At 32.9% G+C, this 24,166-nt stretch carries 25 protein-coding genes; 12 read left to right on the top strand and 13 right to left on the bottom strand.

Annotated elements, in window-relative coordinates; all coding sequences use genetic code 11:
* Window positions 1–10 precede the first annotated feature (10 nt).
* The 3 genes from ACWA1F_RS07950 to ACWA1F_RS07960 all read left to right on the top strand — a co-directional run bounded on the left by ACWA1F_RS07950 (window position 11) and on the right by ACWA1F_RS07960 (window position 1,281).
* On the top strand, window positions 11–613 hold the full coding sequence (locus ACWA1F_RS07950; protein WP_456893062.1) for a YciE/YciF ferroxidase family protein: 603 nt from the start codon (window positions 11–13) through the stop codon (window positions 611–613).
* A 173-nt stretch (window positions 614–786) separates the two neighbouring features.
* Window positions 787–912, top strand: coding sequence for a hypothetical protein (locus ACWA1F_RS07955; RefSeq protein WP_306155469.1), 126 nt, complete (start codon window positions 787–789; stop codon window positions 910–912).
* An 18-nt stretch (window positions 913–930) separates the two neighbouring features.
* On the top strand, window positions 931–1,281 hold the full coding sequence (locus ACWA1F_RS07960) for a hypothetical protein (RefSeq protein ID WP_456893064.1): 351 nt from the start codon (window positions 931–933) through the stop codon (window positions 1,279–1,281).
* Window positions 1,282–1,303: 22 nt separating this feature from the next.
* Here the strand turns inward: ACWA1F_RS07960 and ACWA1F_RS07965 are convergent, their stop codons facing one another.
* The gene (locus tag ACWA1F_RS07965) at window positions 1,304–1,771 is read right to left on the bottom strand and encodes a hypothetical protein (protein ID WP_456893066.1); all 468 of its coding nucleotides are present in this window, start codon (window positions 1,769–1,771) and stop codon (window positions 1,304–1,306) included.
* A gap of 451 nt (window positions 1,772–2,222) precedes the next feature.
* Here ACWA1F_RS07965 and ACWA1F_RS07970 point away from each other — a divergent pair, with 451 nt between their 5' ends.
* From ACWA1F_RS07970 to ACWA1F_RS07995, 6 genes are all read left to right on the top strand, one after another.
* A complete protein-coding gene (locus ACWA1F_RS07970; protein ID WP_456893068.1) occupies window positions 2,223–2,420 on the top strand; it encodes a hypothetical protein in 198 nt (65 codons plus the stop codon).
* Window positions 2,421–3,079: 659 nt separating this feature from the next.
* Complete coding sequence (locus ACWA1F_RS07975; RefSeq protein WP_456893070.1) at window positions 3,080–5,878, top strand: outer membrane beta-barrel family protein; 2,799 nt, start codon at window positions 3,080–3,082, stop codon at window positions 5,876–5,878.
* A gap of 4 nt (window positions 5,879–5,882) precedes the next feature.
* Window positions 5,883–6,668 (top strand): GLPGLI family protein, encoded by a 786-nt coding sequence (locus ACWA1F_RS07980; RefSeq protein ID WP_456893072.1) that lies wholly within the window; start codon window positions 5,883–5,885, stop codon window positions 6,666–6,668.
* A 453-nt stretch (window positions 6,669–7,121) separates the two neighbouring features.
* Window positions 7,122–8,057 (top strand): AraC family transcriptional regulator, encoded by a 936-nt coding sequence (locus tag ACWA1F_RS07985; protein ID WP_456893074.1) that lies wholly within the window; start codon window positions 7,122–7,124, stop codon window positions 8,055–8,057.
* A gap of 119 nt (window positions 8,058–8,176) precedes the next feature.
* Complete coding sequence (locus tag ACWA1F_RS07990) at window positions 8,177–9,100, top strand: helix-turn-helix domain-containing protein (protein WP_456893076.1); 924 nt, start codon at window positions 8,177–8,179, stop codon at window positions 9,098–9,100.
* Window positions 9,101–9,118: 18 nt separating this feature from the next.
* A complete protein-coding gene (locus ACWA1F_RS07995) occupies window positions 9,119–10,057 on the top strand; it encodes a helix-turn-helix domain-containing protein (protein WP_456893078.1) in 939 nt (312 codons plus the stop codon).
* A 25-nt stretch (window positions 10,058–10,082) separates the two neighbouring features.
* On the opposite strand, the gene ACWA1F_RS08000 is transcribed toward ACWA1F_RS07995, so the two are convergent.
* The 9 genes from ACWA1F_RS08000 to ACWA1F_RS08040 form a co-directional block, all read right to left on the bottom strand.
* Window positions 10,083–10,700, bottom strand: coding sequence for a pyridoxamine 5'-phosphate oxidase family protein (locus ACWA1F_RS08000; protein ID WP_456893080.1), 618 nt, complete (start codon window positions 10,698–10,700; stop codon window positions 10,083–10,085).
* Between the two features lie 78 nt (window positions 10,701–10,778).
* Window positions 10,779–11,210, bottom strand: a complete 432-nt coding sequence (locus tag ACWA1F_RS08005; protein ID WP_456893082.1) for a DoxX family protein — start codon at window positions 11,208–11,210, stop codon at window positions 10,779–10,781.
* A 107-nt stretch (window positions 11,211–11,317) separates the two neighbouring features.
* Window positions 11,318–12,007 (bottom strand): isochorismatase family protein, encoded by a 690-nt coding sequence (locus ACWA1F_RS08010; RefSeq protein WP_456893084.1) that lies wholly within the window; start codon window positions 12,005–12,007, stop codon window positions 11,318–11,320.
* Between the two features lie 26 nt (window positions 12,008–12,033).
* Window positions 12,034–13,005, bottom strand: a complete 972-nt coding sequence (locus ACWA1F_RS08015; RefSeq protein WP_456893086.1) for an alpha/beta fold hydrolase — start codon at window positions 13,003–13,005, stop codon at window positions 12,034–12,036.
* A 39-nt stretch (window positions 13,006–13,044) separates the two neighbouring features.
* The gene (locus tag ACWA1F_RS08020; protein WP_456893088.1) at window positions 13,045–14,847 is read right to left on the bottom strand and encodes an amidohydrolase; all 1,803 of its coding nucleotides are present in this window, start codon (window positions 14,845–14,847) and stop codon (window positions 13,045–13,047) included.
* A gap of 378 nt (window positions 14,848–15,225) precedes the next feature.
* The gene (locus ACWA1F_RS08025; protein ID WP_456893090.1) at window positions 15,226–16,020 is read right to left on the bottom strand and encodes an alpha/beta fold hydrolase; all 795 of its coding nucleotides are present in this window, start codon (window positions 16,018–16,020) and stop codon (window positions 15,226–15,228) included.
* 53 nt (window positions 16,021–16,073) lie between these two features.
* On the bottom strand, window positions 16,074–17,399 hold the full coding sequence (locus tag ACWA1F_RS08030) for an alginate export family protein (RefSeq protein ID WP_456893092.1): 1,326 nt from the start codon (window positions 17,397–17,399) through the stop codon (window positions 16,074–16,076).
* Between the two features lie 39 nt (window positions 17,400–17,438).
* Entirely contained in the window at window positions 17,439–17,870 is a 432-nt protein-coding gene (locus ACWA1F_RS08035) for a hypothetical protein (protein WP_456893094.1), read from the bottom strand.
* 47 nt (window positions 17,871–17,917) lie between these two features.
* Window positions 17,918–18,217: a phosphoribosylpyrophosphate synthetase gene (locus ACWA1F_RS08040; protein WP_456893096.1), complete on the bottom strand. Its 300-nt coding sequence runs from the start codon at window positions 18,215–18,217 to the stop codon at window positions 17,918–17,920.
* Between the two features lie 266 nt (window positions 18,218–18,483).
* Between ACWA1F_RS08040 and ACWA1F_RS08045 the strand changes: the two genes are divergently transcribed.
* From ACWA1F_RS08045 to ACWA1F_RS08055, 3 genes are all read left to right on the top strand, one after another.
* Window positions 18,484–19,089, top strand: a complete 606-nt coding sequence (locus ACWA1F_RS08045; RefSeq protein WP_456893098.1) for a TetR/AcrR family transcriptional regulator — start codon at window positions 18,484–18,486, stop codon at window positions 19,087–19,089.
* A gap of 89 nt (window positions 19,090–19,178) precedes the next feature.
* Window positions 19,179–20,225: a proline iminopeptidase-family hydrolase gene (locus tag ACWA1F_RS08050; protein ID WP_456893100.1), complete on the top strand. Its 1,047-nt coding sequence runs from the start codon at window positions 19,179–19,181 to the stop codon at window positions 20,223–20,225.
* Entirely contained in the window at window positions 20,226–21,302 is a 1,077-nt protein-coding gene (locus ACWA1F_RS08055) for a redoxin domain-containing protein (RefSeq protein ID WP_456893102.1), read from the top strand. It begins immediately after the preceding gene.
* Window positions 21,303–21,384: 82 nt separating this feature from the next.
* Here the strand turns inward: ACWA1F_RS08055 and ACWA1F_RS08060 are convergent, their stop codons facing one another.
* The 3 genes from ACWA1F_RS08060 to ACWA1F_RS08070 form a co-directional block, all read right to left on the bottom strand.
* Window positions 21,385–22,368 (bottom strand): type I glyceraldehyde-3-phosphate dehydrogenase, encoded by a 984-nt coding sequence (locus ACWA1F_RS08060; protein ID WP_456893104.1) that lies wholly within the window; start codon window positions 22,366–22,368, stop codon window positions 21,385–21,387.
* Between the two features lie 130 nt (window positions 22,369–22,498).
* Window positions 22,499–23,260, bottom strand: coding sequence for a sulfite exporter TauE/SafE family protein (locus ACWA1F_RS08065; RefSeq protein ID WP_456893106.1), 762 nt, complete (start codon window positions 23,258–23,260; stop codon window positions 22,499–22,501).
* Between the two features lie 2 nt (window positions 23,261–23,262).
* A complete protein-coding gene (locus tag ACWA1F_RS08070) occupies window positions 23,263–24,156 on the bottom strand; it encodes an alpha/beta fold hydrolase (RefSeq protein ID WP_456893108.1) in 894 nt (297 codons plus the stop codon).
* Window positions 24,157–24,166 lie beyond the last annotated feature (10 nt).

The raw sequence follows: 24,166 nt of genomic DNA on the forward strand, positions 1-24,166 counted from the left end.
AAAAATAAAAATGAAAAATTCAGAAAAACAAGGTCAGAAAAATACGGCTCAGCCAAAAGCGAGCCAAACAAAAGATATAAAAAATAATGCTGCAAAAAATATTGTAGAGCCAGCAACAGATGCGGCTACAGAATTGAAAGATTTATTTATTGACAGTTTAAAAGATATTTATTGGGCAGAAAATGCCTTGGTAGGTGCTTTGCCGAAAATGGCGGCTAATGCATCTGCTGCGGGACTTGCTGGTGCTGTTTTAGAACATCTTGCTATCACTCAAAACCAAGTTTCAAGATTGGAGCAGGTTTTTGATTTATTAGGCGAAAAAGCCGAAGGAAAAAAATGCGAAGCTATGGCTGGTCTGCTAAAAGAAGGAGACAGCATTTTAGAAGAGACGGCTCCAGGCCCTGTTAGAGATGCTGGAATTATAGCAGCTTCACAAAAAATCGAGCATTATGAAATTGCTTCTTATGGAACTTTGGTTGCTTTTGCAAAAGCAATTGGTGAAAATGATGCCGCAAAATTATTGACCCAGACACTTGCAGAAGAGAAAGAAGCAGATTGCATCTTAAATGATGTAGCGCTTAATCTAGTGAATTTTGCTGCAGTTGCTGAATAAGAATTTACTGTTACTACTTCTTACTTTGAAAACACCTGTGATCTTTTGCAGGTGTTTTTTTTAATGAAAATCTCGAAACTGATAATTATACAACTTGAAGTCAATCTATATGTAAAATAATGATTTATAGACGCTTTACATTTGGCTTATTAACAAATTTAAAGAATTATATTATGGCAACTTCAAACAAAAAAAGTGCTGATAGTGTTAAAGCATCAGACAAAAAAATGGATAAAAAAGAAAGCGGTTCTAAAGCTGCTTCAGGTTCTAAAAAAGAATCAGGGTCATCTAAAAAATAACATTTAAAAAATTGTATTATGAGTTTAGAAGAAAAAGAAAATTATACTCTGAGAGAGGAGAATTTTCAAAATAAAGAAAACTATCAAGATCCAGATATTGACACACCGCCAGATCACTCGATATCTGACAATGCAGAACCTGATTATGGAAACGATTTGGACACAAACGAATTGGGAAGTCAAGAATTTGGCAATGAAAAACTTGGCAATGAAGAAAGCTACACAGACGAATTTGATGATGAGAATTTAGAAAGTGACGAACTGGATGATGAATTTGATAATGAAGACATCAGTAATGAAGATTTAGACAACGAAGATCTTGGAGATTTAAATGACGAAGATGGTACAAATCCTAATCGAAATTTATAAAAACTAAAACCCATCTAGTTTTTTAGATGGGTTTGTTTTTTAGAAGTTTAAATTTTGCTTTTCGTTCTTTATCTTCTTTCGATAGGTCATTTTTTGCAGTCCAAAATTGAATGATAGTATACAATACTTGTTTGAATTTTTCTTCACTGTATGGACTTATGAAATAACTCTTTGCAGGAACAGAATACGTATCTATAATAAAGCAGTTTGGAAACAAAACTGAAAAAAACAAACAAGGACAATCTAGTTTTTGGCTGGTCATAGTATGATTTTCCAAATTCTTATGCTTGTTTTTTTCTTCAAATTGAAGAATATTGGCAAAAATCAGAAAAGGTTTTACTTTATTTGATAGTAATTCCTCGTATGATTCTTGAAGTGTATCAAAATATAATATTTTATTACCTATCGTTAATTCCAAAAAAATCTGGGCAAATAAACGGCGATCTTCTATATTTTCTTCTATAATTATGATTGGCCCTCTTTTATCCATGATATTTCAATTTTGGGATTACACTTGAGAATCTTACAAAGATCAATAGAATTGAAGGGGCGATTTGTATAATTACCATTTCAATGTTACATAATTCCCATGTTTGGTTGTTTTAATAAGCGTTTAAAGCACAAATTAGCTTCTAAATTCAGTAAGAAAACAACGATAATCACCTTAATAAGTGGGAATTATATAAAATGCAGAATATAATTCTGTAAGATATACGCAAGCTTGAATTTATCTTTGTAAAAACAAATCAATCATAAAAATTTACATGAAAAAGTTTAAGATTCTATTTATCATTATTGTAGTTCTTACATCAGTTTTAAATTATGGCTGTGAACATCTTTGCGAAGATGAAAATTCAAGTGCTACCCACAAAGAAGCATTCTTACACAAAACAGATACACTTAACGTATCTAAAATTGATTAATTCTTAAAATACTCAGTTATGGAAACCACCAAATCAACTCTTAGTAAAAATAAATGCAGTCTCTCTAGTACACGTATACTGCAGGGAGAAAATAATGAAATGATCTGCTTAAAGATCTATAATGGAGATTGGGGCGATTGGGATGAAAAACCAGCAAACAACATTCAGCATATTAATCTTGAATCTGATACTACTATTATAGAAGCTCAATTTTAATGAGCCATAATTCTCACACCTTTACATTAAAAGGTATTGCACTAGAATCTTATATATCATCGATTTCAAATTAAACTCTTCACAATATATACAAACTGCTTCTGGATAAAAGAATTATTTTATCTGAATCAATTCAAAAATAGACCGATTTCTTTATTATTTATAAAATGATTTTTAAATTGTAAACTACAGGTCACAAAGCCAAATGGCGCCAATTGTCTTCAATTGGCGCCATTTTTTTATTACAACCCCAATTGAATACAACTTCGTTTTTAATTTACATTTCTCCAAAGATAAAATTGGGATTCCTACAAACCGCAATTGTTAATAAAAAGCAAAGGCCTTTGTTACATTGTAGTATTTTTACATACATTTGAAACGTGTCAATATTTAACTATTTTATTAAACATTATCATTTTAAATAGTTAAAACTCACAAAATCAACAATCAAAACCTTATTAAAAAATTATGAATTTCACAAAACCACGTCAATCTACTTCTGCAAAACTGTATAAAAAGGTAGTATTTCAATTTCTCTTGTAGCATCTACAATCTTCTTACTAAAAAAACCACTCACAAAACAAATGCATTTTAATTCTATTTCTCAAAAAATAGAATAGAACTATTATGCCTTTTTTCAAAAAACCACAAACCAATTAATGAGACAAACAATTCTATTATTATGTTGCTTTCTTTTTTTATCAAATAATTTACAAGCACAAATATCAGGTACAGTTAAAGGATATGTAACAGATACCATAAACAAGTCTAATTTAGCGAAAGCATCAGTCTCTTTGTTAAGAGCACAAGATTCTATTTTAGTAAAATTTACACGAGCTAAAGAAAATGGCTCTTTTGAGTTGAATAATATTAAGGCCGGTAAATTTATTCTACTGGTTTCTTATCCCAAATACGCCGATTTTGTAGATCAATTTTCTGTTGATTCTACAAACTTAATCAAAGATTATGGTAAAATTAATTTGGCCGATAAGGGAAGATTACTAACCGAAGTAATTATAAAAGGCAATAGAGCCGCCATGAAAATCAAAGGAGATACATTAGAATTTGATCCTAAAGCATTTAAAATAGAACCTAATGCAAAAGTGGAAGATCTGATTAAACAATTTCCAGGAATACAAATTGATAAGGATGGGAAAATTACCGCTCAAGGCGAAACTGTAACCAAAGTTTTGGTTGATGGCGAAGAATTTTTTGGCGATGATCCCACTTTGGTTACAAAAAATCTACGTGCAGATATGGTTGATAAAGTTCAATTGTATGACAAAAAAAGTGATCAAGCCGCTTTTACAGGAATTGATGATGGCCAGAAAACCAAAACGCTAAATGTTAAACTTAAAGAAGACAAAAAAAATGGCCACTTCGGGAAAGTAGAACTCGGAGGAGGAACTGATAATTATTACAAAGGCCAAGCCATGTTTAATAAGTTTTGGGATAAGAAAAAACTAGCCGCTTATGGCATTTTAGGCAACACAGGACAAGTAGGATTAGGATGGGGAGATAAAGATAAATATGGCCAAAGCAGTTATCAGGTAACTGATGACGGCGGTATTTATTTTACGAACAGCGGAAATGATGAATTTGAAAGTTGGGATGGACAATTTAATGGTGAAGGGATTCCAGTAGTGCAAACTGGCGGAATACATTTTGACAATAAATGGAACGAAGATAAAGAATCGATCAATGCAAATTATAAAATTGGCGATATCAAACTTTCAGGAAATCGAAATGATATTAACCAACAAAATTTAAGTTCTAGCAGCATTTATAATACTTCAGACAAGAGTTTTGAGAAAAACATGACTAAAAACAAACTTGATCTGGCTTATGAAATTAAAATTGACACTACTTTAACTTTAAAATTAAATGTTGATGGGTTATTTAAAAAAAGCAATTCAAGTGAAGCAGAGATGCGAAAAGGTACTGACGAACAAGGTAACAAATTGAATAACTTGAAACAGACAACTACAAACGATGCTGATGATAAAACATTTAATATAAATACTTTATTAACCAAAAGGCTTAAGAAAAAAGGTCGAACATTATCTCTTAATTTAAGCCAATCAAGCACCGATAGCAAAAGTGATGGTTATTTAAATTCTAGGGCTGAATTTTTTACAGCGTCCGTAATTAGTCCAGATAGCACCAAAGTAGTCGATCAAAAGAAAGTCAACAATATTAGCAATACAGCTTTTAAATCAAATTTAATCTATACCGAGCCACTATCCAAAAGTTTATCTGTAATTCTTAATTATGGATTCAACATTAGCAACGGAAAAGCGGATCGTAAATCTTTTAATCAGTCTCCAAATGGCGACTATAATGTTTTGGATTCTATTTTTAGTAATAATTATGAATTAGACCAAACGATAAACCAAATTGGAGCGATTTTTAATTACAAAAAAAATAAAACTGTTTTTTCTTTTGGTTCTAAATTTAGTGGTGTAAACTTTAAACAATATGATGTTTATACGGATAGTTCTTTTACGCAAAAATTTATCAACTACATGCCTCAGATGAGCTATCAATATAATTTTAAACAAAGAGAAGTATTGCGTTTGTCGTATAACGGAAACACGGAGCAGCCGACACTAGATCAAATACAGCCAATACGAAATAATCAAAACCCATTAAATACGATTGTGGGTAATCCAAATTTGGATCCTTCTTTTAAAAATACTTTTAGAGGAAATTATTATTCGTATAAAGTACTAAGCAATCAATATTTTTCGGTTAATGGATCATATAACATTACGCTAAATCCAATCATAAGCAATGTGGTTACAAATGATAGAGGACAAAGTATTTCTCAATTTGTAAACCTAAAAAACAAAGCTGCAACAAGTTATTTTCTGAATGGTAATTTTGGCCAAACAATCAAAGCCATAGACATGACAGCAGGAATTGGTTTCAGCGCTAACAAAAATGTAAACTATAATTACATCAATACGCAACTGAATCAAACTAAAAATTCAACGTATTCCCTTAATTTAAACTTATCAAAGAATAAAGAAAAAAAATATAATTTTAATACTAGTTTCGGACCTACTTACAACGTGGCTGATGCAAGCATCAACGAAAATACCGATAGTAATGGCTGGGGTTTTAATGGGAATTTCTGGGCCAGTATACAATTACCTTTCAAACTAGAAATTAGCACAGATGGCAATTATCAATATAATGGAAAAACGCAAGTGATTCAAGAAAGTTTTGAACGTTTTCTTTGGAATGCATCGATCACCAAAAAATTCTTAAAATCAGATAATTTAAGAGTTTCTATAACGGGAAGAGATCTTTTAAACCAAAATGTAGGATTTAATCGTTCTGCATTTAATGGAAATATCAATCAAAGCACTTACACCACTATTCAAAGATACTTTATGTTCTCTGTAAGCTGGGATTTCAGCAAAATGGGCGGAGGAGAAATTAAACAAAACTAAAACCATGAAAACAATACTAAATCGCATCTTAATTATAATAACTGTATTGGTAAGCTGCAATACTTTTGCACAAAATGACCACTTTGTAGAAAATGGCGTAATCGAATTTGAGAAAAAATCGAATATGTATGCTTTGATTACAAAAAAAATAAAAGGAGAAACGGACAGTTACTATAAATTAGCTTTCGAAGGTTATAAAAAAAACAATCCACAATTTAAAACTGTAAAAAGCACACTTAGCTTTTCCAAAAACAAAAGTTTGTATAAATGGAATGAAAGCACTGAATCGACAAGCAACAACAGTTGGATTGCAGATGATGCAATGGCAAATTTGAAAAATGTTATCGCCACAGATCTGGATACGAAAACCAGTATTACACAAAAAAATGTCTATGACGATTTATACTTAGTTAAAGACAGTTTGCGCAAAATTGACTGGAAAATTACCGATGAAACCAGAGAAATTGCGGGTTATGAATGCCGCAGGGCAAATGCTATAGTTCTCGATTCTGTTTATGTTGTTGCCTATTACACGATTCAAATTCCGTTTTCTGGCGGCCCTGAATCTTTTACAGGATTACCTGGGACAATTTTAGGATTGGCCATGCCACATGAAAACATGACATGGTTTGCGACAAAGGTTACCGAAATTCCAGTTTCTGACAAAGATTTAGCACCACCCATTAAAGGTAAACCTACTGACAATAAAGGACTAAACAAAATACTTTTGGATGCTTTGAAAGATTGGGGAAAATGGGCAAAAAAAACATTGCAAGCTTACTCTTTATAAAGAATCACTAAAAGAGACAATTATAGTTGTCTCTTTTTTTATGCACAAAATGCAGATTTACCAAATTTTTACGGAACACTTTTAACTCGCTTTTCTAGGTAAGATTAAAAGCTTGCAACAGCACTCAAGCTAATTTTACATGATGAAAAACACATACAAAAAAGCCCATTATCTGTGAATAATCTACAAATGATTATAATAACCTAAGATTAAAAAAAGGTTTCGCAATTAATATTAGTTAAACTAATAATTCTTTAGTAATTATGCAGTATATAAGAAATTGAAATAGAATATTTTATATCCATTTAATCATAAATAATACTACTAAACAGCAATAATCTGTCTCAAATCTTCCAGTTTAAGACTATTAACAAAACCGAAAATTATAGTATCAAATTGGCGACTGTTATTTTTTCAATTTAGATATTATTTTTTCTTTTTAAAATGAATTACATGGAGATCAAAATACCAATGCTTAAAACACTGAATGAAATCTGCGATTGGTTTGGACTGCCTACTTCTGAGCTGATAAGCAAAGATTTTATGCTTCAGGAAATAGACCATCTGGATAAAAATAAATTAATTAAAGCTAGTAATACGTACAGAGCAAATTTCTTTACGATATTTATAATTAATGACGGAAGTGCTGTGCATCTTTTTAATAACGAAGAGATACGACTGGAATCGTCCAGTATATTTGTAACGGGTCCTGGGCATTATCGCAATTATAAATTCGATCATATTTCAGAAGCTTACTTTATCTGCTTTACAGAAAAGTTTCTTGCCAATTACTGCATTTCTGACATCTACAAAGAATTTCCATTTTTACTTTCAGAATCCTTTATTTACACTACAGTTGATCTGGAAAATTATCTTATAATAAAAAGTAATACAGATCAGATTAAGCACGAAATTAAAGGCAATTCAGAGGATAAAATGATCTTAATTGGCAATATGGTAGAGTTTCTGCTTATTAAGATTAAGGAACTTTTTCAAAATCAATTAAATCCTTTAATTGAAAAAAATAACAATTCAAACGTAGTGAATACGTTTTATAAAGATCTGGAAAATTACTTTAACGAAATACTAAATGGCGAAAAGCCCAAACAACTAAAAGCGAGCGATTTTGCCGAATTGCAATTTTTAAATGAAGATTATTTTTCCCGAATCATAAAAGCTAAAACAGGCAGAACGCCAACCGCATGGATTAACAGCAGGCTTTTGCGTGAGGCCAAAATGTTATTAACCGAAACAACTATGCCAATTGCAGAGATCGCATATATTTTTCAATTTACAAATAGTCGTTATTTTAACCGTTACTTTAAAAAACAGACTGCAATGACTCCCAAAAATTACAGAAAAAGTTTAGGGCATGATCCAAATCTTTGAATTTTATAAATTATTGCCAAAATTAACGGATTATAGGAAATGCACTTTGATATACCTTTGGTCATTGAAACCACTCAATCCATTAGCTAACAAATTTGCATAACCAAAATTCATAAACTATGATACCGCAACTAACCACAATTAGCACCTATAAAGACCAAATTGACTTTCTAAATCTTTCTTATCACGACTATATAGACAACGATGAGTTTTCAATTGTTAAAGTGCACGAATGGAATCTGACATTTCCCTTTCACTCCCCTACTTTTAGGTCTGATTATTATAGTTTCACCATTGTCACTAAAGCAAATGGCAGTTTTACGGTAGGTGATGATAAGTTTGAACTGCATCCTAATCATGTAGTGGTAGCTTGTCCAGATTCTTTCTTTAAAATTGATTGGACTGATATGGAAAAAGTGTACAATATAGCCTTCAAAAAATCTTTCATTCTAAAACACTTTCCGGGCGGAATTGACAATATATTAGAGTTTAATACCAAAAATGGTTTTTGTTGCTGCCTTGCAGAAGAAACAATGGAATATTTTGAAAAAACGTGTCTTGAGATGCACAAAATAGCCATTTCCGATTTATGTTATAAGGAAGAAATCATGGCAAACATGGCGCTTAACCTATTGTTTTTGGTACAATTGCAGCAAGAGACTGAAACAAATACTAAAAACAGTTCTGAAAAAAACAATAAAATTGTAATTGATTTTCGACAGAATATAGAAAATAATTTTAATGACTTAATTGAAGGCTGCTGCACCTCAGTAATGCGCATAAAAGAGCACGCTCAATTACTAAATTTAGATGAGAATTATTTATCTAAAACTATAAGTAATTCAACTAAAAAAACTGTAAATGAATGGATTAATAAAAAGCTTATAGATGAGATTAAATATCTCCTTAAACACTCCGAAAAGTCGATGAAAGACATTGCTTTTCTGTTTGGTTTTAATGATCTTAATTATTTTTACAGCTTTTTTAAAACACAAACCCAATTTGCCCCAGGGGCTTATAGAAAACAGCACCAAAACTCATAATCTCTTAAGTATTAAAAAATGAGTAAAGCAAAAAAGAAGGAAGTATATGAACTTTATGACAATGTAAAAGTCATGGGGACTGATTACTCTGAGGGACATATTGGTGATGAAGATTTTTCATTGATCATTTCAAAAATATTACATCCAAAAGAAAGGCTTCCGTGGACTTATTCGTTGTTTCGGTCGACTCTTTTTACAATCGGAATTGTTATTGATTCTTACGGCTCCATGCGATACGAGGATGTAACGGTAGAAATCAAGCCTAATATGTTGTTCATGAACAAACCTGGTGATCTGCAGGAATTAAGATGGGAAGAAGTAACGGAAACTTATGGTTTGTTATTTTCTGAAGATTTTATTCTAAAATATGCCGGAATTTCTATTTATAAAATGTTTCCTTTCCTGTTATTTGAAAGGCATTTGCCATTGCATACCTCAGCAGAATTTCAGCAGGAACTTAGAGCGATCATTCTGCTGATTCATCAGGAATTAAAAAAAGATACGCCGCTTAAAAAGAAATTATGTGCAAACCTGCTTACCCGAATTTTACTTAAAATAAAGCAAGAATTCTGGGTTGGCTACAGCGTGCATAATGTACAATCTAAAAGTCCGGATATTTTGAACGATTTTGCACAAAATCTGGAGTATCATTATGATCAGTTATTAAAGGGAAAAGTGAAACAGGTACTGCATATAAAAGATTATGCCGAGATGCAGCAGCTTCACGAAAATTATCTGTCAACTATTTTAAAAGAAAAAACGGGAAAAACTGCTGGTCAGCTCATTGCCGAAAAAACGCTTGGTACTGCAAAGATATTAATCCAGGATTCTCAATATACTATGAAGGAAATTGCTTTTATGTTAGGATTTAGCTATACTTCTTATTTTAGTATTTTCTTTAAAAAGCATACCGGAATAACCCCATTAGATTATCGTAAACAGAGTTTGCAGGATTAAGAAAGACAAAACAGCTAAGTTTTTGCTATTCTTTTTCAGACAGTTTTTGTTGTAATTCTTTTATTATTTCTTCCAGTTTAGCAATATATTCTTTTTGAGGCTGAAAAGCCATTTCGATTTCTTCTCTGGTAAAACGTGGCGTTATGTGTTGCGGACAATTCCAATCGTAAGCCTGGATTTCAAACAGCATCATTCTTTCAGGTCTGAATTTATAATCAGAAGGTTTCAATTGATTGTATAACTCTTCATTGTCTTTCAAATCTACCACTTTAGCTCGAGCGTAGAGTTTCAATCTGGCTTTTTGAGAATAAGACATCATAAATAAAGCAACTTTATCATTATTAGAAATATTTCCCACAGAAATGTATTGTCTGTTTCCTGAAAAATCTACAATTCCAATTGTCTTATCATCAATGACCTTTATAAAGCCAACAGGCCCTCCTCGATGCTGTATATACGGATATTCATTTTCTCCAAAACTGGCCATATAAAAACTATCTCTATTGGAAATAAAATCAATTTCATTTTCTGTCAGTCCATCTACGCTTGACATTTTTTCCATATTTTCATAAGCATTTCTGCTTCCGCTTTTTTCCTGAAGCTTTTTTATGGCATCGGTAAATGCTAGTTTTTGGTAATTCATAACTGATAATTTATATCGTTTCAAAAATTATTCTACTCTAATTTAAAATAAATTCGTCAATAGCAAGATTATTTATTACTAATTAAATTTTCGGCTGATATAATGATCCATCGAATATTTACCCGCACCAGTAAAACAAATCAGCAAAAAACAAAGACTGTAAACCAGCGGAACATCTTTTACCAAAATTGGATCATTAAAATGCAATACAAAGTAACCAGTAAGTGTAACCGCCAAAATTGGTAAGGTGGCTAAACGCGTCATTAAACCTAAGATTATAAATAAAGGCATCACAAGATTTGCAGTGGTTGCAAACGCCTGATTGAAAGTCTCAGAAAAGCCTAAAGGATTTGGTACAACTTCTGCCATTGCGGTGCCAATTCCTATTTTCTTTAAACCATGGGCATAAATAAGCTCCGCAGAAATTGCAATTCTAAAAACAAGCAAAGCCACATTGTTTAATTGGGTTCCTAAATTTGAACGCAATAGAGAAAAAAATAGATCTATCATGATTTTCATTTTATAATTTTATTGGCCTTTGTTCTAAATACCTTCTCTTGAGAAAACTACTCAGATTCAAAAGGCCAATAAATTAAATTAATAATTACAACTGTATATTAGTGTTTAAGCATTGCTCGGCTGTATTGAACACCAATTCCATATGCACCGCCATATTTCTGAACTAAGTCAGTCACGGCTGTATACGTTTCGGCTCTTCCCCAATCACGTTGCAATTCTAATAAATACTGCATAGAAGTAATAGGTCTCGCTCCTGCCTGAACCATGCGAGTTACCGCCTGGTTGTGCGCTTCAGCTGTAACGTCACCGCTTGCATCTGTGATTACATAAACTGTGTATCCGTCGTTTATGGCTGATAATGCAGGCCCTACAATACAAACCGAAGTCCATAAACCGCCCATAACGATAGTTTTGTTTCCTTTACCAACTACTTCTTTGTAAGCATTGGCATCTTCCCAGAAATTCATAGTCGTTCTGTCAAAATACTTCGTGCTTGATTTCGGATAAAACTCTAGAACTTCAGGAAAAACAGGTCCGCTGAAAGATTCTTCGGCCACAGTTGTAACTACGGTAGGCACTTTAAAAATCTTTGATGCGCCTGCAACCATTGCAGTATTTGTTCTTAATTGATCTACAGGAATATTACCCACCGCAAATGCCATTTGGCCTTCATGATCTACTAAAACCAGTGTATGATTTTTAGGGGTTAACAATTGAGGACTTGGTTTTTGTGCAAATGCATTTAGAGACGACAATGCAATTACTGCAACTAAAATTAAATTTTTCATAATGATTCTGATTTATTGGTTAAAATTTATTGGACTTTTTTACTTAAAAAATTAATGATCAGTTTTGAAATTTCTGAATGGTGTTCTTCCAATGCAAAATGGCCTCCGTTTACCAAATGAATTTCTGCGTTTGGGTTGTCTTTTTTGTAGGCATTTGCTCCCGGAGCGGTAAAAAACTGATCATTTTTACCCCAAATTACTAGTATCGGCGGTTGGCATTTCGCAAAATACTGATGCCATTTTTCATATAATGCGATGTTGGATCCGTAATCTCGAAAGAGTGCCAGCTGAATAACATCATTTCCAGATCTGTCCAGATAATATTGATCTAAGCTGTAACTGTCGGGTGCAATTGCTTCGGGATTTTCGGCACCAGTTAGATACTGCCATTTTGTAGCATCAATAGTCAGGAAAAAACGTGCTGCTTTTTCAGTTTCTGCATTTGGCTTTTCAATGTAGGCTATCAAAGGTTTTAAAACATCACCTAATCCTTCCACATAAGCATTTGCATTTTGAATTATAAGTGTCTGAATCAATTCAGGTCTTCTAGCAGCTATTCGCATACCAACTGGCCCGCCATAATCCTGAATGTAAAAACTGGTTTTCTTGATTTTCAATTTATCAATAAAATGCTCCATCGTAATAGATAAGTTATCAAAAGTGTATTGATACTGCTGAGGCGTTGGCGCACTACTCTGCCCAAAACCTGGATAATCAGGAGCAATAACATGATAATTATCGGATAATTCATTGATCAGATTTCGGTACATGTGCGATGATGATGGAAACCCGTGAAATAAAATAATTGTAGGTTTATTTATTTCGCCTGCTTCACGGTAAAATATACTTAAACCATCAACAAGAATTGTCTTGTATTGAACAGATTTATAAATAATTGTTTTTGAATCTATAGTATTCTCTTTTGAAAAATTTGCATACGATTTGAAGTAAGGCAAACAAATGATCAACAAGAGCAATATGCTAATTTTTGTCTTCATTTTAATGGTTTTAGTTTTTGATAAATTGTTCTCAGGAAATTATTTTAATTGATAACCTCCATAAAAATTAACCGGAGACCAATCTGGAATTGCTTTTTCAATTGCAGGATTTAGCTTTGCATATTCTTTATCGCCAAAAACCACATCCCCTCCTACTACTGTCAATACTGCCGATAAATCTTTGATTTTATTTTCTTGCACACTGAAATAATCATCTGATAAGAGTATAAAGTCGGCAAACATTCCTTTTTCTAAAGTTCCCTTTACCGTTTCTTCTTTTGATACCCAAGCACTTCCATTTGTGTATAACGAAAGTGCTTCTTCTCTCGTAAGTAAGTTATCAGGAGCACTCAATTGCAGTCCGCCTACCGTTTTACCAGAAACCATCCAGTATAATGCAGGCCAAGGATTATAACTAGCAACTCTTGTTCCGTCTGTTCCTGCGCCTATCGGAATTCCCATTTTAATCATTAATTTTAAAGGCGGTGCGTATTTCGCTTTAGCAGCGCCATATCTTTCAACAAAATATTCTCCAGCATAAGCCATTCTGGATTGAATTGCAACACCTCCATTAAGGGCTTTAATTCTTTTTAATTGGGCTTCGGTAACGGTTTCTGCATGATCAAACAGCCATCTTTCTTTTGCTAATTTGCCATTTGTTTCTTTATTGACTTCTTCGATAACATCTAACAAATTAGCAATCGTTTCGCCATAAGTCGCATGAATTCTAAACGGCCAACCGCTATCAACATGCAGACGAATTACTTTTTTGATATCGTTTCTCCAAGATGGTCTGTCCTCTAACATTGGCTGTGGCGCTAAAAAATTTTCAAAATCGCCTGCGCTCCAAGTTAGAAATTCACCTCCGCCCTCTAATTCATAGCCGTGATCCAAATGAATTTCTCCGTTATGGCCGACTTTGTTCGTTGCAATCCAATTTTGAAATTCTTCAAACTCTTTTCCTTTATTTTGAGGAAATAAATAATAAGACAACCGTAACGGCATTTTTCCCTTGTCAGCAAGTGATTTAGTTGCGCCGTAATCCTTCAGAAATACATGTCCGCCACCTCCAGCATCTATCCCGCTTGTGATACCGTATTTGTTTAATTCTCTGTAAAACTGTTTGGTAGAATTTGACATTTGCTCCTCAGTCATGGGAGGCAATGCTCCTATTCCTGCATATAGAATTGTCGGATTTGGTTCTGCCAGAAATACTCCAGTTAGTTTACCGTCTGGTCCTTTTTCATACGAGCTTCCTTCTGGCGGTTTTGTATTTTCATCAATTTTAAGCACTTTCAAACCGCTTTTATTCATCCACGCACGGCTGTATAAAAACAATACAAATGCTGGAACATCTCCCGTTGCATCATTTATTTCCTGAACTGTTGGAAATCTTTTTTCTTCAAATTGAAAAGGACTCCAGCCACCAACTACACGCACCCACTGCCCTTTTGGAGTTCTGGCAGCTTGTTCCTTTAACATTTGCAACGCTCTTTTCAAAGACTTCACTCCATCCCATCTTAATTCAGCATTATAAAAACGTCCGCCTCTGGTTAAATGCAAATGGGAATCATTCAGTCCCGGAATAATGGTTCTTCCATTAGCATCTATAACTTTTGTTTTATCTCCTTTTAGCTTCAGCATATCTGAGGTCGTTCCAAAAGCTAAAACTTTACCACCTTCTACGGCTATCGCTTCTGCAATTGTGTTGTTTTTATCCATAATGGCAATCTTACCATTGGTAACAATTAAATCGGCTGTTGTACTGTCGTTTCCTTTTTTGTCCTTTTGACAAGAAAGAAATACTAGTATGACTAGTATTAAAAAAATATGTTTCCTCATTTTGACTGTTTTAAATATTGGTTATATTGATTAATTAGAGAAATGACCTTTAGAAATTAATTCCATTTTTGGTGAAGGATATTAAAGCTGCACAAATGAATTCCTTACTTGTTGAAACAAAATTACAGCTAATGAAGAGGTTCATTTCTGTGAATAATTCACTATAAATTATAAAAAACTAAGATTTAAAAGTCATATGGTTTTTACATTGGTCGAACTTATTTGTATCGGCTTATCACAAATAAGATTTAGTCTCAAATTGCTTTTCCGAAAGGTATCAGATTCAAAATACTGTAGAAAAAAAAATCTGTTAGCCCTAGTTACAACTAACAGATTTTTTGATAAGAATATTAAAATCCTTTTATAGCATTATCAAGGTTACTTTGATTCTTGACCTAGAATCGACGCAACTACCGTTGGCTCGGAAAAGAACGGCGTATGGCTGGTTGGCAGAGAATACGTTCTTGTGATATTTGCATTCTTGGCCATACTTTTTTGCAAAGTCAAACCTATTGCGTGATCAAATTCGGTAAAAATATAGACCTTATCTAACTTGCCAAAATTAGCGTCCGTAAGCGTTACTGGAGTTGCAAGAGGTCCCAAAGGCTCTGGTTTAAAATTAGCAACCAGTCCATCAGCAATTTTCTTAGGCGCATCTGCAGCAAAAAAATCTAAAATACCATTCTTAGCAATTCCGACCACACCCGCTTTTTCATCTGGCTGTATGTATTGCCCAATATGAGTTTCTTTATCTGCTGCTGAAATTGAAAATAGGCTTTCTCCGTTGGCTGGCAGAAACGCGCAAAGGTAAATCAGCTTTTTGATTTGTCCTGGTATTTGCTCCGCAGTGGCGCTAATCACCATTCCTCCAAAACTATGTCCTACCAGAGTTATATTTTTTCTGGTTCCGATTGCTTTTTTTACTACGTCTACATAACCTTGTAAAGTTAAAGATGAAACAGGTGTTTGATCGGCTCCATGACCTGGCAAATTTACTGAGATTACTTCGTTACCTTCTTTTTTCAATGCTGTTTCAACATCTTTAAAATCTTTGGCCGAAGACCATGCTCCGTGCACTATAACAATTGTACTTGTACCTGCTGTACTAGCCTGAATTGGTGTTCCTAGAACAGTCATTAAAATAACTGCTGCTGTTGTAATTGATTTTCTCATTTTTAAAAATTTATAGTTTATTAATTGTTTATTTTATATTGTACTTTTCGTGTTTATAAAACCAAAGTGAGCGTTGTAGCTGTAAAAAATATGTCTTTGCCATTACTAACGTCTTTAATAAAACTACCGCTTTGAAACCATGTTCCTTCTACAGTTAAATTCAGATATTTGTTAAAACTGTAATCAAATGAAGCTCCCAATTGGTTTCCTATTTTTCTTGAAGTTGAATTTGAACTACTAAATAATACGGAAACATTTGTCTGATATATGGCATCATTTATTGAAGCTCTCCAAAACATATCATAATCGATATTGAAATTTAATTTTTGTGTCAGCTGAAATTCAAGAAAAGGATGAACATCGATTAAATTCGAAGGCCCGATTAAAGCCGCTAACCCAAAATAGGCTCCTCGTGGAAAAAGCGGATTAAACGTTTCTAAAGAATTATCATTCTGATTTTTATCTCCAGAAATATATTCTGCTTTTAAACCTATTTTTTGTCTTGTTTTATGAATGTTATAGGCGAAATAATTATGGATTGAAAATGTCCAGGCGTTGATGTTTTTAGTACCAAATTTCCCAAACTGATAGGCCGCTTCTATATCATAATTCCAATTGAAATACTTCCCCCAGATTCTTGATCCAATTGTATTTCTGTCTTCCTGCCCTGATAAAGTATTGTAGGTACTCTCCGTTTTTTCAATATTTAAAAAGTATATTTCTATATTGTTTAAATACTTCACCTGATTTATACTGGCATACAAACCACAAAATTTTATGTTTGAGTCAATTTTGTCATTAAAGTTTCCAAATCGATTTTTCACATAAAAACTATAAAAAGCATCGACAGCTAGGTTTCTTTTTTGATAGATTATTTTAATTGCGTCAAACGCCTGTCTGCTGTTTGGGCCTTCCCGAACTGAAATTAATCGTTGCGATCCATAATACAACTCCTGTCTTCCCATCCTAAAATTTAAATTCTTAACCTTAAAATCGAAAAACAATTGATGCAGATCTAAAGGGTTTTCTTCTAAAGGATTAGGTTCTATCCTGCCAATTGCAGAACTGCTTTGCAATTGACTAAACAATCGAAATGAATTTCCTATTTTTAAGTTAGCATAAAAAAGTGCTCTGTTCAATATAAAGCCATTATCATCTTTATAGCTTTCATCCCAATTTTCGTTTTCAAAAAATTGGTATTGCGTTCTGTTTTCAGCCCCAAAGAAGAGAAATGTTTTAGATTTTTTGGATAAAGTAATTTGTTTGATTTTATAATAAAAACTTTGATTGGTGCTGTCTATCGAAATGACATCATCATACCTTAAAAATTTAAACTCATTTGTTTGTTGTGAATAAACGACTGAACTAAATGCCGTCATGATAATCAGAAAATATTTTTTGCATTTAAACATATCATACTATGAAAGGAAATATTTTCTATCCAAGATTCTTGGGGTATTTATCAAACGCTTCCAATTTAAAAATGGCATGGCGTACGCCCTTATAGTTTTATAAATCAAAAATGAAGGGCTCACATGAGTTTTTATTTTTTTAGTTTTAAGCACTTCGCTAATTGTTTCTCCTATTAAAAATGTACCGCCAGAATAAAAATCATTCTCTATACCTGATGAAGACTCAATTTTGCGATCTAGTAGTATAATATATTGCCCCTCTGTTACGATGCGTAAGTTATAGTCATAATTTTCAATAACTTTTCTAAGAATGTCACTATCCGCTTCAAGAGAATCAGATAGAAATCCTATTGTTGCTTTACTTAGATAAGTATCAGCAGTTCCAAGATACTTCTCTTTTTTATGTTCTGATCGCAATCTTTTTATTTTAAATTCCATATCTAATCTTTTTTGATTTAATTTCCTATAGTTACATTTTTCAATAACTATCTCATCTTCAATTTCTGAATCATTGCTGCATTCAAATTATCACTATAAGCCCCATAAGCGTCAACCAATAATCCTTTTACGCCACATTGCGTATGTATTGCGTAAAGTATTGAGGAATCATCCGGATTAGAATCGCCTTCAAAGCGATAAAATGCATCCACAGTAAACTCACTTGATTCAAATGTCTTGTTTAATGCTTTACAGCTTAATGTTGAATTACTAAGATTAAAATCATAAGTATATCCTTCTGCTTGTTTTGTATTTATAGCTTCCGTTAGGGTATCATAATTTGTCATTTTTTTTAGTTTTTTAGTTACTATTGGGATTGGTTTAATCGTATTGCCTGAGTAAATTATAATGTATTTAATTCTCAATTTCTCAAGCTTTTTAAATCTTAATTATCAGATTTTGTTTTCGTTAGAACAAAACTAATTCTAAACACAGCATTAATTTCTATGGAAAAGTTATCAAGAATTATAAATATTAAAGATTTCAGCTATTTCATAAAATCATATTAAAAGCAGTAATAAAATTTTAGGATTCAAATGAAAATACTAATTTTGTGTTATTCAGTACAAAAATAATTATGCGCGGAAGACCAACGATATTTAGTGAAGAAGAGCTGCTTAGAAAAGCACAAACCGTATTTTGGGAAAAAGGATTTACACCAACCTCGCTTGAAGATCTGCTTGAAGTAATGCAGATTGGCGGTGGGAGTTTTTACAATACTTTTAAAGGCGGCAAAAAAGAACTTTTTTCTAAAGCGCTCCAACTTCGAAGAAATGATTTAAGAAATTTTAAAGAAGAACTTATTCAAAGTGAATCGCCTCTCGATGCCTTAAAAGATTTTTTTCGATCGCTTGCAACAACTGATCCGCATACTCATTTGATGGGCTGTCTTATTGTGAATACGATTATCGAAATGACCTTTGTAGACACTAAATTTCAGGAGGAAGCCTTAACCATACTAGGCGAAATGGAACAAATTTACATTTGGGCAATTGACAAAGCGCAAAAGGAAGGAAAAGTAAAAAATCAGACGGATCCTGAAATTTTAGGCCGATATCTTGTTACATTTTGGAGCGGACTGAATGTTCTCAGACGTATGTATCCGGATAAAAAAATACTCTCTGCTCAAATAGAAATGCAGCTTAGCATTATTAGCTAAGCTTTTTTTTAAATCATTTTTGTGTTAAACAACACAAAAATAAAAATGAACAATTTCACACAATAGATTACTAATTTAAAACAACATTCATGATTATTTACAAAAGGATTATTTTACTGTTTTTTACTACTTTACTTCTAAATGCCTGTAATAAAGAAGACCATTCGAAAAGAGAAAGTTCAAGTGAGAATACTTATTTAAAAGATACTACTAAAGGGATAAAAACAGGCGGTGTCAAAGTCGTAGAAATCACAACACAAAAAGGCAAATTTAAGGTCTGGACTAAGACTGTTGGTAACAATCCTAAAATTAAAGTTTTATTGCTGAATGGTGGTCCAGGCGCTACACACGAATATTTTGAATGCGTGGAAAGTTTTTTTCCTCAAGAGGGAATTGAATTTATTTACTACGATCAGTTGGGAACTGGAAACTCTGACAATCCAAACGATCCCGCGCTTTGGGATGTAAGCCGTTTTGTAGATGAAATTGAACAAGTGCGTGTCGCATTAAATCTTGATAAAGATAATTTTTATTTGTTAGGACATTCCTGGGGCGGTATTCTTGCTGCCGAATATGCATTAAAATATCAGCAGCATTTAAAAGGTTTAATTATTTCTAATATGATGATGAGCGCCATTGATTATAGCAATTATTCTAAGAACGTATTGGCTAAACAAATGGAACCAAAAGTTTTGGCTCAATTGAGGGAAATTGAAAAGAACAAAGATTTTAAGAATCCAAAATATATGGAACTATTGATTCCGAATTTCTATGCAAAACATATTATTCGAATGGATATCAATTCATGGCCAGAACCGCTAAGCCGCTCTTTCGGAAAAATTAATGAATCGCTGTATGTTACAATGCAAGGACCAAGCGAATTCGGAATTTCTGGTAAATTGGAAAAATGGGACATCAAAAATCAGCTTTCAAAAATCACAGTACCCACTTTATCAATAGGAGCAAAATACGACACTATGGATCCTGAACACATGAAATGGATTTCTACTGAGGTTAAAAACGGAACTTATCTGTACTGTGACAAAGGCAGCCATATGAGTATGTACGATGATCAGGAAACTTATATGAAAGGTTTAATTAAATTCATAAAAGATACAGATAATAAGCTAAATTAAATGATTGAAATTAAATTAGAAAAATCAATATGTATCGTATTGATTTTCATTTTTACGAATGCATTTTACAGTCAGAATACCGTAAAACAGAATCTAAAAATGTTTACTGTAAAGGGAAATATTAAAGGTGATATCACCGATAATTTTGCTTATTTATATTATAATGACATACAAGACAGCGTCAAGATTATCAATAAGCAGTTTGAGTTTAAAGGCCCAGTAAAAGATACTGTGGTGGCAAAAATTTATGTATCATCTGCTGCCAATGCTCCACAATTTTACTTAGAAAATAATACTATCAATATCAGCGTCACTATAGACAAAACAGTTAAAGATGGAAAATCTATACAAACCATGCATATTGATACCATTAAAGGATCATATTCTCTAGAATTACAAAAGCAGTACTTAAATTTTTATAAGTCAAATTCAGGTAAAAAAGATTTCAACTCGTTACTGTATTCAGAATTAATCGTCTTTTTTACCAAACATCGTTCTCATCCTTTTACTGGAGCAATTTTAGCTGAACTTGCTTTCATGAATCCGATCTTGAATAAGCAACAGCTTACTAAATTATATTCCATTTTAGATCTTTCGAAACAAGACGATCAATACCTTAAACTCTATCAAAAGGGAATAGAAAAATTAGATGTTTACGCCGTTGGAAAACCTTTTTTGGACTTTAAATTGCCGAACCAAGACGGAAATTTAATCAATTTGAAAGACTATAAAGGAAAAATAGTACTCATTGATTTTTGGGCTTCGTGGTGTGCGCCGTGCAGGAAAAAAAATCCTGAACTTATTAGTCTAAAACAACAGTTTGGAAATGCTGATTTTGAAATAATTGGAATCTCTAGAGATAAAAATAAAAAGCAATGGATTTCTGCTATAGCAAAAGATAAGTTAGAATGGACAAATCTATTGGATGAAGATCAAAAGATGGAAAATGCTATGGGAATAGAAAACATTCCGTACAATTATTTATTGGATGAAAAAGGCATTATTTTGGGCGTAAATCTTACTATCGAAAAAATCACACAGATTTTAACCGATAAGGTAAAAACACAAAAATCATAATTGAAAACTATAAAATATAAAACCTCCAAAACTTGTGATTTTGGAGGTTTTTAAAAATAAAGTAAGATGATTTTATTAGTATTTACAATTCCTGAATTTGTCTGATCATTTGGTTGGTAAATCCCCATTCGTTATCGTACCATGCCATTACTTTTACAAGATCGCCATCTACTACGCGGGTCATTTCGAGATCTACAGTTGCAGCAAATGTACTTTTAATTAAATCTGAAGAAACTAAAGGTTCATTGCTTACATCAACCACTTTTTTATACCTATCCGTTTTTGCTTCCTCAGTTAGAATTGTATTTATTTCTTCTGCAGAAGTTGGACGTTCTGTAACAAAGGTAATATCAGATATAGAACCAATCGGAACAGGCACTCTCACCGCAATACCATCAAATTTTCCTGCATATTCTGGAAGTGCTTTTGTTACGGCAATCGCTGCACCTGTAGCCGCTGGTGCCGAATTTATCGCTGCCCCACGCCCCATACGAGGTTCTCTTTTTGAAGGTGCATCAACTAATGTTTGAGAGGCTGTATAAGCATGTGTAGTATTCAGAATGGCTTTTTTGATACCAATTCTTCGGCCTATTATTTCAATTATCGGTCCAATATTATTGGTTGTACAGCTGGCACAAGAAAATATAGATACTTTACCATCTTCTGTATTTACTCCGTGTACAATGGTTGGCGTATCTTTCGTGGGGCCAGATATGACAACAAATTTAGCCCCTGCCGAAATGTGTTTCTCAGCATCTGGTTTATTGGTAAAAAATCCAGTACTCTCAATTACAATCTCAGCTTTTAAAGCCGCCCAAGGTAATGATGCAGGATCTTTTATCTCAGTGTAACGAATTGATTTTCCATCAACAATGATAGAATCGCCATCAATTGTAACCGTTTTTTCAAATCTACCGTAAATACTATCGTATTTTAAAAGATATGCTGCATTCTCAATGCTCATAAGATCATTGATTCCTACAACTTCCAGTTCAGGAGTTTCTAATATAATTTTTAGCGCTGCTCTTCCGATACGGCCAAAACCGTTAATTCCTATTTTTTTCATTTTCTAATTTTAATGGTTATCATTATTTTATAAGACATGAGTTTAAAGATAATAATTTTAAACTAAGTAATCTACACTATATCAAATGATTACATTTTAATAAATTACTAATTTATATCTAAGTGAAAGATTACATGGTAAAAAAGTAAACCGCTATTAATCCTCCGATCACTATAATTAATTTTCTGACCAGTTCCTGATTCATATGTCTTGAAAATACTGCTCCATAGTAGCCTCCAATGATTCCCCCAATGGTCAAAATAGCTGTTATTTTCCAATCTATTAAGCCCGAAAATATAAAACACAGCGCTGCGATTCCGTTATTTACAGTAACCATCAAAACTTTCAAGCCATTCATTTCATTGAGTTCTTTCATCCCATACAAGGTAAAAAGTGTTAGAATCATAATTCCTATTCCTGCGTTAAAATAACCTCCGTAAAAATTAATCAAAAACAATGGTATCAGCTTTTTGTGCGTATATTCAAAATGTCCGTTTCCTGTAGTTCTTTTTTGAAAATAGCTCAATATGGATTTACTAAAAGCAAATGTTCCCCACGATACAAGGTGAAAATAAGGAACCAAAGACTTAAAAACTTCAGGATCTGTCATAACCATTACAAATGCGCCGCATAAACCTCCGATTCCGCTTATTACCAATAAAATTTTCAGATCTTTTGGCATTATTTGAATATCGTTTTTAAATGCCTTAACACTCGCCACATTCCCGAACCACATCGATACACAAGTCATGGCATTAGCTCTTATCGAGCTTATTCCATTTAAAACCAAACTTGGAAATACTATAAATCCGCCTCCTCCGGCAAAAGCATTTACCGCTCCACCTGCTATCGCAGCTAAAAATAACAACGCATATTGAAGATAATTTTCCATTTTTAGTGTTGTTTTATTGATTTATGATAACTGATAATTTCCCTAGAAATTTCTACTCCAAATTCTTCTAAGGTAAAGTGGCCAGTCGGATAAAAAACCAGCTTCGAATCCGGCAGATCATTATGAATAGCCAATGCTCCTTCCTTTTTAAACACTTCATCATTTTCCCCCCAAACGATTAATGTCGGAAATTGTGATTTTCTAATTCTTTCCTGCCATGCCGAATAAAAAGCGAGATTATTTCCATAATCTTTTTTAATTGCTAAATGAATCTTTTTTAAACCATTTCGCTGCATTAAAAACTGATCCAACATATACGATTCGGGAGCGATCTTAGACAAATTGGTTACGCCTGTGAGATATTCCCATTTAATATATTCGGATTCTACCAGTTTTTCCAATTTTGCCTTATTTTCGGCTGTCTCATTTTTAAACAGCATCATAGCATTTTTAATTCCGTCTCCAAGGCCTTCTTCGTATATGTTCCCATTCTGAAAAATAAGCATATCAACTTCCACTCTATTTTTCATAATTAAATGCATCAAAATTGGCGCAGAATAATCAAAAAGGTAAAAGCTTGATTTGGTAATATTTAGTTTGTCCAGAAAACCTGCTATGATTACTGCAAAATTTTCAAACGTATATTCAAATTCGTCTTTTGATGGAACAGCGCTAAATCCAAAGCCTGGTAAATCGGGAGCAAGAATATGAAATTGTTCAGACAAAAGCGGAATAACATTCCGAAACATATGTGACGACGAAGGATATCCATGAAGAAGCAATAGATTTGGTTTTGCCTTATCTCCTGCTTCTCTGTAAAAAATTTCCGTTCCGTTTATACTAATGCTTTTATGAACAACTGTATTTGCTTGCTCCACGATAGATGTATTAGTCATTTATTCTAAA

It is taken from the genome of Flavobacterium erigeronis, assembly GCF_054075165.1.

Bases quoted from the DNA above. Each gene is read 5' to 3' on its own strand.
- ACWA1F_RS07950 (WP_456893062.1), top strand. From the start codon at position 11: ATGAAAAATTCAGAAAAACAAGGTCAGAAAAATACGGCTCAGCCAAAA.
- ACWA1F_RS07955 (WP_306155469.1), top strand. From the start codon at position 787: ATGGCAACTTCAAACAAAAAAAGTGCTGATAGTGTTAAAGCATCAGAC.
- ACWA1F_RS07960 (WP_456893064.1), top strand. From the start codon at position 931: ATGAGTTTAGAAGAAAAAGAAAATTATACTCTGAGAGAGGAGAATTTT.
- ACWA1F_RS07965 (WP_456893066.1), bottom strand. From the start codon at position 1,771: ATGGATAAAAGAGGGCCAATCATAATTATAGAAGAAAATATAGAAGAT.
- ACWA1F_RS07970 (WP_456893068.1), top strand. From the start codon at position 2,223: ATGGAAACCACCAAATCAACTCTTAGTAAAAATAAATGCAGTCTCTCT.
- ACWA1F_RS07975 (WP_456893070.1), top strand. From the start codon at position 3,080: ATGAGACAAACAATTCTATTATTATGTTGCTTTCTTTTTTTATCAAAT.
- ACWA1F_RS07980 (WP_456893072.1), top strand. From the start codon at position 5,883: ATGAAAACAATACTAAATCGCATCTTAATTATAATAACTGTATTGGTA.
- ACWA1F_RS07985 (WP_456893074.1), top strand. From the start codon at position 7,122: ATGGAGATCAAAATACCAATGCTTAAAACACTGAATGAAATCTGCGAT.
- ACWA1F_RS07990 (WP_456893076.1), top strand. From the start codon at position 8,177: ATGATACCGCAACTAACCACAATTAGCACCTATAAAGACCAAATTGAC.
- ACWA1F_RS07995 (WP_456893078.1), top strand. From the start codon at position 9,119: ATGAGTAAAGCAAAAAAGAAGGAAGTATATGAACTTTATGACAATGTA.
- ACWA1F_RS08000 (WP_456893080.1), bottom strand. From the start codon at position 10,700: ATGAATTACCAAAAACTAGCATTTACCGATGCCATAAAAAAGCTTCAG.
- ACWA1F_RS08005 (WP_456893082.1), bottom strand. From the start codon at position 11,210: ATGATAGATCTATTTTTTTCTCTATTGCGTTCAAATTTAGGAACCCAA.
- ACWA1F_RS08010 (WP_456893084.1), bottom strand. From the start codon at position 12,007: ATGAAAAATTTAATTTTAGTTGCAGTAATTGCATTGTCGTCTCTAAAT.
- ACWA1F_RS08015 (WP_456893086.1), bottom strand. From the start codon at position 13,005: ATGAAGACAAAAATTAGCATATTGCTCTTGTTGATCATTTGTTTGCCT.
- ACWA1F_RS08020 (WP_456893088.1), bottom strand. From the start codon at position 14,847: ATGAGGAAACATATTTTTTTAATACTAGTCATACTAGTATTTCTTTCT.
- ACWA1F_RS08025 (WP_456893090.1), bottom strand. From the start codon at position 16,020: ATGAGAAAATCAATTACAACAGCAGCAGTTATTTTAATGACTGTTCTA.
- ACWA1F_RS08030 (WP_456893092.1), bottom strand. From the start codon at position 17,399: ATGACGGCATTTAGTTCAGTCGTTTATTCACAACAAACAAATGAGTTT.
- ACWA1F_RS08035 (WP_456893094.1), bottom strand. From the start codon at position 17,870: ATGGAATTTAAAATAAAAAGATTGCGATCAGAACATAAAAAAGAGAAG.
- ACWA1F_RS08040 (WP_456893096.1), bottom strand. From the start codon at position 18,217: ATGACAAATTATGATACCCTAACGGAAGCTATAAATACAAAACAAGCA.
- ACWA1F_RS08050 (WP_456893100.1), top strand. From the start codon at position 19,179: ATGATTATTTACAAAAGGATTATTTTACTGTTTTTTACTACTTTACTT.
- ACWA1F_RS08055 (WP_456893102.1), top strand. From the start codon at position 20,226: ATGATTGAAATTAAATTAGAAAAATCAATATGTATCGTATTGATTTTC.
- ACWA1F_RS08060 (WP_456893104.1), bottom strand. From the start codon at position 22,368: ATGAAAAAAATAGGAATTAACGGTTTTGGCCGTATCGGAAGAGCAGCG.
- ACWA1F_RS08065 (WP_456893106.1), bottom strand. From the start codon at position 23,260: ATGGAAAATTATCTTCAATATGCGTTGTTATTTTTAGCTGCGATAGCA.
- ACWA1F_RS08070 (WP_456893108.1), bottom strand. From the start codon at position 24,156: ATGACTAATACATCTATCGTGGAGCAAGCAAATACAGTTGTTCATAAA.